At 60.9% G+C, this 14,903-nt stretch carries 10 protein-coding genes; all 10 read left to right on the forward strand.

Features of this window, described 5'->3' with window-relative positions; genetic code table 11:
• The first annotated feature begins 126 nt into the window (after positions 1 to 126).
• The 10 genes from IFT47_RS14855 (at position 127) to IFT47_RS14900 (ending at position 14,803) form a co-directional block, all read left to right on the forward strand.
• Positions 127 to 1,191 carry a pilus assembly protein PilM gene (locus IFT47_RS14855; protein WP_074890782.1) on the forward strand — a complete coding sequence of 355 codons (1,065 nt, stop codon included), beginning with the start codon at positions 127 to 129 and terminating at the stop codon, positions 1,189 to 1,191.
• The gene (locus IFT47_RS14860; RefSeq protein ID WP_192171214.1) at positions 1,191 to 1,760 is read left to right on the forward strand and encodes a PilN domain-containing protein; all 570 of its coding nucleotides are present in this window, start codon (positions 1,191 to 1,193) and stop codon (positions 1,758 to 1,760) included. The genes IFT47_RS14855 and IFT47_RS14860 overlap by 1 nt, the downstream gene beginning before the upstream one ends.
• Positions 1,757 to 2,404: a type 4a pilus biogenesis protein PilO gene (gene pilO / locus IFT47_RS14865; RefSeq protein ID WP_192171213.1), complete on the forward strand. Its 648-nt coding sequence runs from the start codon at positions 1,757 to 1,759 to the stop codon at positions 2,402 to 2,404. The genes IFT47_RS14860 and pilO overlap by 4 nt, the downstream gene beginning before the upstream one ends.
• Positions 2,401 to 2,928 (forward strand): pilus assembly protein PilP, encoded by a 528-nt coding sequence (locus tag IFT47_RS14870; RefSeq protein ID WP_065986622.1) that lies wholly within the window; start codon positions 2,401 to 2,403, stop codon positions 2,926 to 2,928. The genes pilO and IFT47_RS14870 overlap by 4 nt, the downstream gene beginning before the upstream one ends.
• Before the next feature lie 53 nt (positions 2,929 to 2,981).
• Positions 2,982 to 5,066 carry a type IV pilus secretin PilQ gene (pilQ, locus tag IFT47_RS14875; protein WP_192171212.1) on the forward strand — a complete coding sequence of 695 codons (2,085 nt, stop codon included), beginning with the start codon at positions 2,982 to 2,984 and terminating at the stop codon, positions 5,064 to 5,066.
• 4 nt (positions 5,067 to 5,070) lie between these two features.
• A complete protein-coding gene (aroK, locus tag IFT47_RS14880; protein WP_192171211.1) occupies positions 5,071 to 5,589 on the forward strand; it encodes a shikimate kinase AroK in 519 nt (172 codons plus the stop codon).
• Positions 5,590 to 5,719: 130 nt separating this feature from the next.
• Positions 5,720 to 6,823, forward strand: coding sequence for a 3-dehydroquinate synthase (gene aroB, locus IFT47_RS14885; RefSeq protein WP_122625541.1), 1,104 nt, complete (start codon positions 5,720 to 5,722; stop codon positions 6,821 to 6,823).
• A 10-nt stretch (positions 6,824 to 6,833) separates the two neighbouring features.
• Entirely contained in the window at positions 6,834 to 8,459 is a 1,626-nt protein-coding gene (locus IFT47_RS14890; protein WP_192171210.1) for an SPOR domain-containing protein, read from the forward strand.
• A gap of 358 nt (positions 8,460 to 8,817) precedes the next feature.
• Positions 8,818 to 13,263 carry a glutamate synthase large subunit gene (gene gltB / locus IFT47_RS14895; RefSeq protein WP_192171209.1) on the forward strand — a complete coding sequence of 1,482 codons (4,446 nt, stop codon included), beginning with the start codon at positions 8,818 to 8,820 and terminating at the stop codon, positions 13,261 to 13,263.
• Positions 13,264 to 13,384: 121 nt separating this feature from the next.
• On the forward strand, positions 13,385 to 14,803 hold the full coding sequence (locus tag IFT47_RS14900; protein ID WP_192171208.1) for an FAD-dependent oxidoreductase: 1,419 nt from the start codon (positions 13,385 to 13,387) through the stop codon (positions 14,801 to 14,803).
• The last annotated feature ends 100 nt before the right edge of the window (positions 14,804 to 14,903 follow it).

Raw genomic sequence — 14,903 nt, forward strand, 5'->3', positions numbered from 1 at the left:
AAAAAACGCTGGGCATTATAAGCATTTTTCGTCGTCGAGCGTTATTTGCGCTACTGTCAAGTCAGCCGACAGTGGCACTGGACTAGAAATCATCCGTAAGTGACGGAAACGCATAGGGAATCGGTTGTGTTCGAACTCTTCAGTAAGAAGGCCAACACCCTTCTGGGGATCGATATTAGCTCCACCTCGGTCAAGCTCCTGGAGCTAAGTCGTTCCGGCAACCGTTACAAGGTCGAGTCTTATGCGGTCGAGCCACTGCCAGCCAACGCAGTGGTCGAAAAGAACATCGCGGAGCTTGAAGGCGTCGGCAGTGCTTTGACGCGTTTGCTGGTAAAAGCCAAGAGTAACGTCAAAATCGCGGCGGTTGCTGTCGCGGGTTCGGCTGTTATTACCAAGACCATCGAGATGGATGCGGGACTTTCCGACGACGAGATGGAAAACCAGCTCAAGATCGAGGCCGACCAGTACATTCCCTATCCGCTGGAAGAAGTCGCCATCGACTTCGAAGTCCAGGGCTATTCAGCCCGTAATCCAGAACGCGTCGAAGTGTTGCTTGCCGCCTGCCGCAAGGAAAACGTCGAGGTGCGCGAAGCTGCTCTGGCACTGGCCGGGCTGACCGCCCGCGTGGTCGATGTCGAAGCCTACGCGCTGGAGCGCTCGTTCGGTCTGTTGTCTGCGCAGTTGGGCCAGGACCACGAACAGCTGACGGTCGCCGTCATCGACATCGGCGCGACGATGACCACCCTCAGCGTGCTGCACAACGGCCGCATCATTTATACCCGCGAACAATTATTTGGCGGTCGCCAGTTAACCGAAGAAATCCAGCGCCGTTATGGTTTGTCCGTCAGCGAGGCCGGGCTTGCGAAAAAGCAGGGCGGGCTCCCCGACGACTACGTCATGGAAGTCCTGCAGCCGTTCAAGGACGCCGTGGTGCAGCAGGTGTCCCGTTCGCTGCAGTTTTTCTTTGCGGCCGGCCAGTACAACCGCGTCGACTACATCATGCTGGCCGGCGGGACCGCCTCTATTTCCGGTCTTGATCGGCTGATCCAGGAGCGCCTCGGCACGCCGACGCTGGTGGCTAACCCCTTTGCGGACATGGCACTGAGCGTCAAGGTCAACGCCGGCGCGCTCGCCAGCGATGCTCCCGCACTGATGATCGCTTGCGGTCTGGCCCTGAGGAGCTTTGACTAATGGCACGGATCAACTTACTTCCCTGGCGCGAACAGCAACGCGAGGAGCGCAAGAAGCGCTTCATCCTGGCGCTGGCGGGTGTGCTGGTGCTGGGCATCGGCGCCATTCTTTTGGCTGATCAATATTTGAGCAGTGCCATTGCCCACCAAAACGCCCGCAATCAATTCATCAGGACCGAAATCGTCCAGCTCGACGCGCGCATCAAAGAGATCAGCGAGCTCAAGGCACGTCGCAAGCAACTGCTGGAGCGGATGAAGATCATTCAGGACCTGCAAGGCAACCGGCCGATCATCGGGCGCATCTTCGATCAGATGGCCCGTACCCTTCCCGATGGTGTCTATTTCAACGACGTGAAGATGACCGGGCAGATGATCAGCATTTCCGGGGCTGCCGAATCCAATAACCGGGTTTCGGATCTGCTGCGTAATCTGGATGCGTCTGACTGGCTTGAGTCGCCGAGTCTGACCGAGGTCAAGGCAAACACTGCGGCGGGCGGCGTGGATCAGACCAACACCTTCCAGTTGACGGTGCGCCAGACGCAGCCAGCGGTTGAGGGGGTCAGGCCATGAACATGAATGATTGGCTCGATAGCCTGAAAAAGATCGACATCAACGACCTGGACATCAATAACCTGGGTTCCTGGCCCGCCGCGGTGAAGACCATTGCCGGCGCGCTGTTGCTGGCGCTGGTGTTGGCCGGTGGGTATTTCTTCTATATCCAGGACATGCAGACTCAGCTCGATCAGGCCCGTGGCGAAGAAACCGCACTGAAAGAGCAGTTCGCGACCAAGGCGTATCAGGCTGCCAACCTCGCGGCTTACAAGAGCCAGATGGTGGAGATGGAAAACACCTTCGGCGCCTTGCTGCGGCAGTTGCCAAGCGACACTGAAGTCCCCGGCTTGCTGGAGGACATCACCCGCACCGGTCTGGGCAGCGGCCTGGAGTTCGAGGAGATCAAGCTGCTCCCCGAAGAGGCCCAGCAGTTTTATATCGAATTGCCGATCCAGATTACCGTGACGGGCAGTTATCACGACCTCGCGACCTTCGCCAGCGGCGTCGCCAGCCTGCCGCGAATCGTGACCCTGCATGACTTCGAGATCAAACCGCTGGACGCCAAGTCCCCCGGGAAGCTGCGCATGAGCATCCTTGCCAAGACCTACCGCTATAACGACAAAGGTCTTCAGAACGTCGACACGAAAGGGCCAGCGAAATGAGGGCGATGCGTTGGTTGTGCGTCGGCGTCACGCTGATGGGGCTCGCGGGTTGCGACAGCTCGAACGAATTTGACGATCTCAAGCAGTTCATGGCCGAGGTGCGCGCGCGGCCGGTGGGCACCATCGAGCCGATGCCCAAATTTCGGCCGTACGAAGCCTTTACCTATGCGGCGGCCAGTTTGCGCAGTCCGTTTCAGCCGCCGATCAAGATTGATCTGGTCAACCGTCCAAAGGGCTCGCACCTGGTGCAGCCTGATCCGACGCGGGTGAAGCAGTTCCTCGAAGGCTTCAACATCGACTCCTTCGAAATGGTCGGCACGTTGAGCAATGAAACCGGCACGTTCGCGCTGCTTCGCGGGGCGGGTGGCGTGCATCGGGTGAAAGTGGGCGATTACCTGGGACGTAACGATGGCCGGATCACGGCGATCACCGACTCGGCGGTGCAAGTGATGGAAATCGTTCCGGATGGAGAGGGGGCGTGGCTGGAGCGCCCGCTCAGTATTTCCCTCAAGGAGCGCTCATGAAGACGGCAAGCAAGCGAAGCACCTTCGGATCGGCACAGTGGTGGAATGTGAACATGAACAGGATTCTCTCGATTATCGGCCTGTCGGTAGGGATGGCGATGCTTTCACCGGTTGTCCAGGCGGCTAACCTCAAGACGCTGGATGTGGCTGCATTGCCGGGGGATCGAGTCGAATTGAAACTGTCCTTCGACGGTCCGGTGGCGGCGCCGCGCGGCTACACCACCGAGCAACCGGCGCGCATTGCGCTGGACCTGCCGGGGGTCACCAGCCAACTGGCGATCAAGAGCCGTGACCTGGGTTCAGGCAACGCCCACAGCGTTGTGGTCGTCGAAGCCAAGGACCGCACGCGGGTGATCATCAACCTCACCACGCTTGCGCCCTACAGCTCGCGTGTCGATGGCAACAACCTGTTCGTGGTCGTGGGCCAGGGCGCCGCTGCGGCCCAGGGTTCGCAGCCGAGCACCGCCATGGGCGCGGCGCGAGTGAGTGTGCCGAGTGGGCCTGCCGCTCAATCGAAACCTGTTGCCCGCTCGTATGCGCCAGGCCCGCGTTCGGTGAAAAACGTCGACTTCCAGCGCGGCGAGTTGGGTGAAGGCAACGTCATCATCGAGCTGAGCGACACCGGCATTGCCCCGGACATTCAGGAGCAGGGCGGCAAGATCCGCGTCGACTTCGCCAAAACGCAATTGCCTGAACCGCTGCGCGTGCGTCTGGACGTGAAGGATTTCGCCACCCCGGTGCAGTTCGTCAATTCCAGCGCCACGGGTGACAAGGCCAGTATCTCCATCGAACCGTCCGGTGCGTTCGATTACTCCGCCTACCAGACCGACAACAAGCTGACCATCAGCGTGCGTCCCCTGACCAACGAAGATCAGGAGCGGCGCAACTCGGAAAAACTGGTCTACACCGGCGAGAAGCTGTCGCTGAATTTCCAGGACATCGACGTGCGTTCGGTGCTGCAACTGATCGCTGACTTCACCAACCTCAATCTGGTGGCCAGCGACACCGTTCAGGGCGGCATCACCCTGCGCCTGCAGAACGTGCCGTGGGATCAGGCGCTCGATCTGGTGCTCAAGACCAAAGGCCTGGACAAGCGCAAGATCGGTAACGTCTTGCTGGTCGGTCCGGCTGACGAGATCGCCGCGCGTGAGCGCCAGGAGCTGGAATCCCTCAAACAGATTTCCGAACTGGCCCCGCTGCGCCGCGAGTTGCTGCAGGTGAACTACGCCAAGGCCGCGGACATTGCCAAGCTGTTTCAGTCGGTGACCAGCGCTGAATCGAAGACCGACGAGCGTGGTTCGATCACCGTCGATGAGCGCACCAACAACATCATTGCCTACCAGACCCAGGATCGTCTGGACGAGCTGCGCCGCATCGTGTCGCAACTGGACATCCCGGTGCGTCAGGTGATGATCGAAGCGCGCATCGTTGAAGCCAACGTCGATTACGACAAGGCCTTGGGCGTGCGCTGGGGTGGTTCGAGCAACAAAGGCAATTTCACCACCGGCGGTAATGGCACGGTCTCGGGCGCATCAGCGACCAATGGTCCTTACGTGGACATGGGTGTGACCGATGCCACCTCGTCGATTGGCCTGGGCTTCCTGACCAACAACACGATTCTTGACCTTGAGCTGACGGCCATGGAGAAAAGCGGGAACGGCGAAGTGGTCTCGCAGCCGAAGGTCGTCACGTCGGACAAGGAAACGGCGAAAATCCTGAAAGGTACGGAAGTGCCTTATCAGGAAGCCAGTTCCAGCGGCGCGACGTCGGTGTCGTTCAAAGAGGCATCGCTGTCGCTGGAAGTGACCCCGCAGATCACCCCTGACAACCGCATCATCATGGAGGTCAAGGTCACGAAAGATGAGCCGGACTATGTGAACACGGTGCTGGGTGTGCCGCCGATCAAGAAAAACGAAGTGAACGCCAAGGTGCTGGTGGCCGACGGCGAGACCATCGTAATTGGTGGCGTGTTCTCGAATACGCAGAGTAAAGTCGTCGACAAGGTGCCATTTTTAGGCGATGTGCCGTATGTTGGCCGCCTTTTCCGGCGCGATGTGGTTTCGGAGTCAAAATCCGAGCTGTTGGTGTTTCTCACTCCGCGTATCATGAATAACCAGGCGATTGCTGTGAGTCGTTGATTCTGTGCGAAATTTAATTCTTGTGGGGCCGATGGGGGCTGGCAAAAGCACCATCGGTCGCTTGCTGGCCAAAGAGCTTCGACTGCCGTTCAAGGATTCCGACAAGGAAATCGAGCTGCGAACGGGTGCCAATATTCCCTGGATCTTCGACAAGGAAGGTGAAGCGGGCTTTCGCGATCGTGAGCAAGCGATGATCGCCGAACTCTGCGCGCTGGATGGCGTGGTCGTGGCCACCGGCGGTGGCGCGGTCATGCGCGAAGAAAACCGTCGCGCCCTGCACGCCGGCGGTCGGGTGGTGTATTTGCACGCGTCGGTTGAGCAGCAGGTGGGTCGAACCTCACGAGATCGTAATCGCCCCTTGCTTCGTACGGCTGACCCGGCGCGGGTGCTACGTGAGCTGCTGGAGATCCGCGATCCGCTGTACCGCGAGATCGCCGATGTCATCATCGAAACCGATGAGCGGCCCCCGCGAATGGTGGTTATCGACATCCTCGCCTTGCTGGCCGAGCTTCCTCCCCGTTAAAGCGCAGACGGAAATGCGCTATCCTCGGCGACCATAAAAAGTGGGGTCGCTACATGGCCTTGCGCCATAGCCGGTGTCGGCGTTTTTCAAGACCCGCACAGGCAACCAATTGTTAACAGCGTGGGGACACATGCAGACACTCAAGGTCGAGCTTGGCGAACGCAGCTACCCGATCCATATCGGCGAAGGCTTGCTGGATCAGCCCGAGTTGCTCAAGCCGTACATAGCCGGAAAACAGGTGGCGATCGTTTCCAACGCCACCGTCGCGCCGTTGTACATGGACCGCCTCACCCGCTCCCTCGCCGGTTACAGCGTCTTGCCGATCGTGCTTCCCGACGGTGAAGCCTTCAAGAACTGGGAAACCCTGCAAACCATCTTCGATGCGCTGCTCACTGCACGCCATGATCGCCGCACCACTGTGATTGCGTTGGGCGGCGGCGTCATCGGTGACATGGCCGGCTTTGCCGCTGCCTGTTACCAGCGCGGCGTCGAATTCATTCAAGTGCCGACCACGTTGCTGTCCCAGGTCGATTCCTCGGTCGGTGGCAAAACCGGCATCAATCACCCGCTGGGCAAAAACATGGTGGGCGCCTTCTACCAGCCCAACGCGGTGCTGATCGACACCTTGTCGCTGAACACCCTGCCTGAGCGCGAGCTGTCCGCCGGTCTTGCCGAGGTCATCAAATACGGTTTGATCTGTGACGAACCGTTCCTGACGTGGCTCGAAGAGAATGTGGACAAGCTGCGCGGGCTGGATCAGGCCGCGCTGACCACGGCGATCGAGCGTTCGTGCGCCGCCAAGGCTGCGGTAGTCGGTGCCGATGAGCGAGAGTCAGGCGTGCGTGCCACGCTGAACCTCGGTCATACCTTTGGCCACGCTATCGAAACTCACATGGGCTACGGCGTGTGGCTGCACGGCGAGGCGGTGGCCGCGGGCACGGTGATGGCGCTGGAAATGTCCGCGCGTCTGGGCTGGATCAGCGAGCAGGAACGTGACCGCGGCATCCGTATTTTCCAGCGCGCCGGCTTGCCGGTGGTTCCGCCGGAAGACATGACGCCCGAGCACTTCCTCGAGCACATGGCGGTGGACAAAAAGGTCATTGACGGTCGTCTGCGCCTGGTGCTGTTGCGTCGCATCGGTGAAGCAGTGGTAACGGACGAATATCCACAAGAAGTACTACAGGCCACACTGGTCGCGGACTACCGCGCCTTGGTGGATCAGCTTAGAGGTTAATGAGAAATCCATGACTAGTTTGCACGCCGATGAGGCCTTCCTCGGTCATTACCAGTTGAGTCATGACCCCTTTGCAACGCGGGTTCCCGGCTTCAAATTTTTCCCGGCACAGCGCAAGCCCGTGCTCGGTCAGCTGCATCACCTCGCGCGCTACAGCCAGCTGCTTCTGGTCGTCACCGGGCCTCAGGGCAGCGGCAAGACGCTGCTGCGTCAGGCACTGGTGGCGAGCACCAACAAGCAATCGGTGCAGAGCGTTGTGGTGTCGGCGCGTGGCGCCGGTGATGCGACGGGCGTGTTGCGTCAGGTCGCTCAGGCGCTGAACGTCGCTCAAGCGGAAATGCGCCCGATCCTGGCGCAGGTCGTGCAGTTGGCGCTGACCGGTCAGGAAGTCTACATCCTGGTCGACGATGCCGAACAACTGGGCGAATCCGCACTCGAAGCGTTGTTGGGATTGGCAGCAGGCACCCCGGAAGGGCGTCCGCATGTCTTCCTGTTCGGCGAGGCTTCGATCATTGATCGCCTGGATCAGCTGTGCGCCGAGAGCGGTACCGAGGAAGAGCGCTTCCACGTTATCGAGCTCGCGCCGTACACCGAAGAAGAAACCCGTGAGTATCTGGCTCAGCGTCTCGAGGGCGCAGGGCAGGGCGTTGAGTTATTCAGTGCCGCACAGATCACTGATATCCACGAGCAGTCCGGTGGATGGCCAGGCGCGATCAACCAGGTCGCGCGCGATTCGATGATCGAAGCCATGATTGCCAGCCGCTCTGCGGTCAAGCGTCCAAGTATGGGGTTCAAAATGCCTAAGAAACACGTGTTGGCTTTGGGTGGGGTTGTTGTCGCAGCCGTTCTCGCGGCGTGGCTGATTCCAGGCCGCAGCAACGCACCTGCCACCGCGCCAGCCAACTCTCAGGCTCAACTGCCTCTGGGTCAGGGCCAGGCGCCGGCGCAACAATCGAACAACGGTGGTCCGGCCATCGAATTCGCCGGAAATTCGCAGCCGATGCCGCTGCCGATGAATGGCTCGCAACCGGCGACCCGCGCGCCACTGGCTGAAGCTGCGGGCTCGGGCGAAGGTGATGGCGAAGATGGCGGCCCGGCAGCCAACCAATCGCTGCAGCCACCGACGGTGACCACCACTGCGCCACCGGCGGGCGCGACGGCAAGTCCTGCACCGACCATGGCGCAGCAGCCGGTTCCGGCAACACGTCCGGCCCCGGCCGCCAAGCCAACGCCTGCTCCGGCGGCGGCTGCGAAACCTGCGCCAGCGCCGACGCAAGTGGCCACCGCCAAACCTGCCCCGGCACCAGCGGCCAAGCCAGCAGCGGCGGCCGCAGCGTCCGGCGCTGCGGGCAGCGGCTGGTACGCAGGTCAGGCTCCGACCCATTACGTGGTGCAGATCCTCGGCACCAGCTCTGAAGCCACCGCTCAGAGCTACGTGAAAGAGCAGGGCGCCGAGTACCGTTACTTCAAGAAAACCCTGCAGGGCAAGCCCCTGTTCGTGGTGACTTACGGCAGCTTCGCTGACCGCAATGCGGCACTGACCGCTATCAAGGCCTTGCCAGAGAAGGTTCAGGCTGGTAAACCTTGGCCTCGTACTGTCGGCAGTATCCAACAGGAACTCGCCGCCGCCCGCTGATGACGCAGGGACCTTATCCAGGTCCCTCGCTTGGCCCTCCCGATATCACGCATGAGCGTGCTGCCAACGAGCAGCGCGCCTTGCGGTGTCTGCGTCTCAGACACGCATTGATCTTCGGGCTCTCATTGGTCAGACTCGCAAAAAAGCTCTGACTAGCACGAGAATCGATATAAAGCCTTTCATGAATGCGACATAAATTTGCGACACTTCGTCGTCAAATTTGTGAGGACTTGTGTCGCTGTGTACAATGACCTCCCTTTTGCTCCCGCAAAGCCGGCATACGTTCGGCGTGGATGGTAAATGGTTGAATTGAAAAGAAATTTGTCTCGTTAAGAGGCAGCCTGGTGAGAATGTGTCTATGAAAGCAGGTCTGTACCATCCAGAAGAATTCAAGGATAACTGTGGTTTCGGCCTGATCGCCCATATGCAAGGCGAGCCCAGTCATCACCTGTTGCAGACGGCTATCGAAGCCCTGACCTGCATGACCCACCGGGGTGGGATCAACGCCGACGGCAAGACCGGTGACGGTTGCGGGCTGTTGATGCAAAAACCTGACACCTTCCTGCGTGCGGTGGCCACCGAGCACTTCGGCGTCGAGCTTCCGCGCCAGTATTGCGCAGGCATGGTCTTCCTCAATCAGGACGACACCAAGGCTGAAGCCGCCCGCGAAAACATGAACCGTGAAATCCTCGCGGCCGGCCTGACCCTGATTGGCTGGCGCCAGGTGCCGATCGACACCAGCGTTCTGGGTCGTCTTGCCCTCGAGCGTCTGCCGAAGATCGAGCAGGTGTTCATCGGCGGTGAAGGCCTGAGCGATCAGGAATTCGCGATCAAGCTGTTCTGCGCACGTCGTCGCTCCTCGGTGGCCAACGCTGCCGACACCGACCACTACATCTGCAGCTTTTCCCACAAGACTATCATCTACAAAGGCCTGATGATGCCGCGTGACCTCACGGCATTCTTCCCGGACCTCAACGACGAGCGCCTGCAAACCGCGATCTGCGTGTTCCACCAGCGTTTCTCGACCAACACCCTGCCGAAATGGCCACTGGCTCAGCCATTCCGCTTCCTCGCCCACAACGGCGAGATCAACACCATCACCGGTAACCGCAACTGGGCCCAGGCCCGTCGCACCAAGTTCACTAACGACCTGATGGACCTCGACGAGCTCGGCCCGCTGGTCAACCGCGTGGGTTCCGACTCTTCGAGCATGGACAACATGCTCGAGCTGATGGTGACCGGCGGCATCGACCTGTTCCGTGGCGTGCGCATGCTCGTGCCGCCGGCGTGGCAGAACGTCGAGACCATGGACCCGGATCTGCGCGCGTTCTACGAATTCAACTCCATGCACATGGAGCCGTGGGACGGCCCGGCCGGCATCGTCATGACCGAAGGTCGTCACGCCGTCTGCCTGCTGGACCGCAACGGCCTGCGTCCTGCGCGCTGGGTCACCACCAAGAACGGTTACATCACCCTCGCCTCGGAAATCGGCGTGTGGAACTACAAGCCGGAAGACGTGATTGCCAAGGGCCGTGTCGGTCCGGGTCAGATCTTCGCCGTGGACACCGAAACCGGCCAGATCCTCGACACCGACGCCATCGACAGCCGCTTGAAGTCGCGCCATCCGTACAAGCAGTGGCTGCGCAAGAACGCCCTGCGTATTCAGGCGACGCTGGAAGACCATGACCACGGTTCGGCCTTCTACAACCCGGATCAGCTCAAGCAGTACATGAAGATGTTCCAGGTCACGTTCGAAGAGCGTGATCAGATCCTGCGCCCGCTGGGTGAGCAGGGCCAGGAAGCAGTCGGCTCCATGGGCGATGACACGCCGATGGCGGTGTTGTCCCGTCGTGTCCGCACGCCGTACGACTATTTCCGTCAGCAGTTCGCGCAGGTCACCAACCCGCCGATCGATCCGCTGCGTGAAGCCATCGTCATGTCGCTGGAAGTCTGCCTCGGTGCCGAGCGCAACATTTTCCAGGAGTCGCCGGAGCACGCTTCCCGCGTGATCCTCAGTTCGCCGGTCATTTCCCCGGCCAAGTGGCGCTCGCTGATGACCCTGGATCGTCCGGGCTTTGATCGTCAGATCATCGACCTGAACTATGACGAAGCCATGGGCCTGGAAGCGGCTGTGCGCAACATCGCCGATCAGGCTGAAGAAGCCGTGCGTTCGGGCAAGACCCAGATTGTCCTGAGCGACCGTCATATCGCACCCGGCAAACTGCCGATTCACGCATCGCTGGCCACCGGTGCGGTGCACCACCGCCTGACCGAAAAAGGCCTGCGCTGCGACAGCAACATCCTCGTCGAGACAGCAACGGCTCGCGACCCGCACCATTTCGCCGTGTTGATCGGCTTCGGCGCGTCGGCGGTCTATCCGTTCCTGGCGTACGAAGTGCTGGGCGACCTGATCCGTACCGGCGAAGTGCTGGGCGATCTGTACGAAGTCTTCAAGAACTACCGCAAGGGCATCACCAAAGGCCTGCTCAAGATCCTGTCGAAGATGGGTATTTCGACCGTTGCTTCGTACCGCGGCGCCCAGCTTTTCGAAGCCATCGGCCTGTCGGAAGAAGTCTGCGATTTGAGCTTCCGTGGCGTGCCGAGCCGCATCAAGGGCGCGCGTTTCGTTGACATCGAAGCCGAGCAGAAAGCCCTCGCTTTTGAAGCCTGGAGCGCGCGCAAGCCGATCCAGCAGGGCGGGTTGCTGAAGTTTGTCTACGGCGGCGAATACCACGCGTACAACCCTGATGTGGTGGCGACGCTGCAAGCCGCCGTTCAGCAGGGTGATTACAGCAAATTCAAGGAATACACAGCGCTGGTGGACAACCGTCCGGTGTCGATGATCCGCGACCTGTTGAAGGTCAAAGAGCTCGACACGCCGTTGGGCATCGATGAAATCGAGCCGCTGGAAGGTATTCTCAAGCGCTTCGACTCGGCGGGCATCTCGCTGGGTGCGTTGTCGCCGGAAGCCCACGAAGCGCTGGCCGAGGCGATGAACCGCTTGGGCGCGCGCTCCAACTCCGGTGAGGGCGGCGAAGACCCGGCGCGCTACGGCACCATCCGCAGCTCCAAGATCAAGCAGATCGCGACCGGCCGTTTTGGCGTGACGCCTGAGTATCTGGTCAACGCTGACGTGCTGCAGATCAAAGTCGCCCAAGGCGCCAAGCCGGGCGAGGGCGGGCAATTGCCGGGCGGCAAGGTCAACGGCCTGATCGCCAAGCTGCGTTACGCAGTGCCGGGCGTGACGCTGATCTCGCCGCCACCGCACCACGACATCTACTCGATTGAAGACTTGTCGCAGCTGATCTTTGACCTCAAGCAGGTCAACCCGGCCGCACTGGTTTCGGTCAAGCTGGTGGCTGAAGCAGGCGTGGGCACGATTGCGGCCGGTGTGGCCAAGGCCTATGCCGACCTGATCACCATTTCCGGCTATGACGGCGGCACCGGTGCATCGCCGCTGTCGTCGATCAAATACGCGGGCTCGCCGTGGGAAATCGGCCTGGCCGAGACTCACCAGACCCTGCGCGGCAACGACCTGCGCGGCAAGGTTCGGGTGCAGACCGACGGCGGCCTGAAAACCGGCCTGGACGTTATCAAGGCGGCCATCCTCGGCGCCGAAAGCTTCGGCTTCGGCACCGCGCCGATGATCGCGCTGGGCTGCAAATACCTGCGCATCTGCCACCTGAACAACTGCGCCACCGGCGTCGCGACTCAGAACGACAAGCTGCGCAAGGACCACTACATCGGCACCGTCGACATGGTGATCAACTTCTTCACCTACGTGGCTGAAGAAACCCGCGAGTGGCTGGCGAAGCTGGGCGTGCGTTCGCTGGAAGAGCTGATCGGGCGTACCGATCTGCTGGAGATCCTGCCGGGTGAAACCGCCAAGCAGCAGCACCTGGACCTGACGCCGCTGCTGGGCAGCGACCACATTCCGGCCGACAAACCGCAGTTCAGCCAGGTGGACCGCAACCCGCCGTTCGACAAGGGCCTGCTGGCCGAGAAGATGGTCGAACTGGCGATCTCCGCCATTCAGACCAAGAGCGGCGGCGACTACGAACTGGACATCTGCAACTGCGACCGCTCCATCGGCGCGCGGATTTCCGGCGAAATCGCCAAGCTGCACGGCAACCAGGGCATGAACGATGCGCCGGTGACGTTCCGCTTCAAGGGCACGGCCGGGCAGAGCTTTGGTGTGTGGAACGCCGGCGGCCTGAACATGTACCTGGAAGGCGACGCCAACGACTACGTCGGCAAAGGCATGACCGCCGGCAAGCTGGTCATCGTGCCGCCAAAAGGCAGCCCGTTCAAAACCCAGGACAGCGCCATCATCGGCAACACCTGCCTGTACGGCGCGACTGGCGGCAAGCTGTTCGCGGCGGGTACGGCGGGTGAGCGTTTCGCGGTGCGCAACTCCGGCGCCCACACGGTTGTGGAAGGCACGGGCGACCACTGCTGCGAATACATGACCGGCGGTTTCGTCTGCGTGCTGGGCAAGACCGGCTACAACTTCGGCTCAGGCATGACCGGCGGCTTCGCTTACGTGCTCGATCAGGACAACACCTTCGTTGACCGGGTCAACCATGAGCTGGTCGAGATTCAGCGCATCAGCGGTGAAGCGATGGAAGCCTATCGCAGCCACCTGGAGCGCGTGCTGGCCGAATACGTGACCGAAACCGACAGCGAATGGGGCCGCAACCTCTGGGAAAACCTGGACGACTACCTGCGCCGCTTCTGGCTGGTGAAGCCGAAGGCCGCAAGCTTGAAGTCGCTGTTGTCCAGCACCCGCGCGAATCCGCAGTAAAGCAGCTGCGAGCGGCACGCTTCAAGCCGCACGCTAACGGCAGCGCGCGAGTGCCTGCGAACATGATTTTCTTGCAGCTTCAAGCTTGGCGCTTGAGGCTGTAGTCAGGAGTTTTAACACCATGGCTGAACGTCTCAGTAACGACTTCCAGTTCATCGAAGTCGGGCGTAAAGATCCGAAGAAGAAACTGCTGCGTCAGCGCAAAAAAGAGTTCGTGGAAATCTACGAACCTTTCAAGCCTCAGCAGTCGGCTGATCAGGCGCACCGTTGCCTGGGTTGCGGCAACCCGTACTGTGAATGGAAATGCCCTGTGCATAACTTCATTCCCAACTGGCTGAAGCTGGTGGCCGAGGGCAACATCCTCGCGGCCGCCGAGCTGTCGCACCAGACCAACACCCTGCCGGAAGTCTGCGGCCGCGTGTGCCCGCAGGACCGTCTGTGTGAGGGCGCGTGCACCCTCAACGACGGCTTTGGCGCGGTGACCATCGGCTCGGTCGAGAAATACATCACCGACACGGCCTTCGCCATGGGCTGGCGCCCGGACATGTCCCGCGTCGTGCCAAACGGCAAGCGCGTGGCGATCATCGGCGCAGGCCCGGCCGGCCTGGGCTGCGCTGACGTTCTGGTGCGTGGCGGCGTGAAGCCGGTGGTGTTCGACAAGAACCCGGAAATCGGCGGTCTCCTGACCTTCGGCATCCCCGAGTTCAAGCTCGAGAAGAGCGTGCTGAGCAATCGCCGCGAAGTCTTCACCGGCATGGGCATCGAGTTCCGCCTCAACACCGAGATCGGCAAGGACATCACCGTCGAGCAGTTGCTGGAAGAGTACGACGCGGTGTTCATGGGCATGGGCACGTACACCTACATGAAGGGCGGCTTCCCCGGTGAAGACCTGCCTGGCGTGCACGATGCGTTGGATTTCCTGATCGCCAACGTCAATCGCAACCTGGGCTTTGAAAAGTCGCTGGAAGATTTCGTCGACATGAAGGGCAAGAAGGTCGTGGTCCTGGGCGGTGGTGACACGGCGATGGACTGCAACCGCACGTCGATTCGCCAGGGCGCCAAGTCAGTGACCTGCGCGTATCGTCGCGACGAAGAAAACATGCCCGGCTCGCGCAAGGAAGTGAAGAACGCCAAGGAAGAAGGCGTGAAGTTCCTCTACAACCGTCAGCCTATCGCCATCGTTGGCGAGGATCGGGTCGAAGGCGTGAAAGTGGTCGAAACGCGTTTGGGCGAGCCGGATGCGCGCGGCCGTCGCAGCCCCGAGCCAATTCCGGGTTCCGAAGAGATCATCCCGGCGGACGCCGTGGTCATCGCGTTCGGTTTCCGTCCAAGCCCGGCGTCGTGGTTCGATCCGCAGGGCATCCAGATGGACAGCCAGGGCCGCGTCGTGGCACCGGAGCAGGGCCAGTTCAAGCACCAGACCAGCAACCCGAAGATCTTCGCCGGTGGCGACATGGTGCGCGGATCTGATTTGGTGGTGACCGCGATCTTTGAAGGCCGGAATGCGGCTGAAGGGATTCTGGATTATCTGGGCGTCTGATGACGCCTGCGGCAAGCTGCTAGCGGTAAGCTACAAGCTACAAGCTACAAGCAGACGCGATCTGCTTCTACTTGAAGCTTGCCGCTTGAAGCTTGCCGCT

Origin of the sequence: Pseudomonas sp. CFBP 13711, from assembly GCF_014842265.1 — a bacterium.
Classification (GTDB): Bacteria; Pseudomonadota; Gammaproteobacteria; order Pseudomonadales; family Pseudomonadaceae; genus Aquipseudomonas.

Bases quoted from the DNA above. Each gene is read 5' to 3' on its own strand.
- IFT47_RS14860 (WP_192171214.1), top strand. From the start codon at position 1,191: ATGGCACGGATCAACTTACTTCCCTGGCGCGAACAGCAACGCGAGGAG.
- pilO (WP_192171213.1), top strand. From the start codon at position 1,757: ATGAACATGAATGATTGGCTCGATAGCCTGAAAAAGATCGACATCAAC.
- IFT47_RS14870 (WP_065986622.1), top strand. From the start codon at position 2,401: ATGAGGGCGATGCGTTGGTTGTGCGTCGGCGTCACGCTGATGGGGCTC.
- pilQ (WP_192171212.1), top strand. From the start codon at position 2,982: ATGAACAGGATTCTCTCGATTATCGGCCTGTCGGTAGGGATGGCGATG.
- aroB (WP_122625541.1), top strand. From the start codon at position 5,720: ATGCAGACACTCAAGGTCGAGCTTGGCGAACGCAGCTACCCGATCCAT.
- IFT47_RS14890 (WP_192171210.1), top strand. From the start codon at position 6,834: ATGACTAGTTTGCACGCCGATGAGGCCTTCCTCGGTCATTACCAGTTG.
- gltB (WP_192171209.1), top strand. From the start codon at position 8,818: ATGAAAGCAGGTCTGTACCATCCAGAAGAATTCAAGGATAACTGTGGT.
- IFT47_RS14900 (WP_192171208.1), top strand. From the start codon at position 13,385: ATGGCTGAACGTCTCAGTAACGACTTCCAGTTCATCGAAGTCGGGCGT.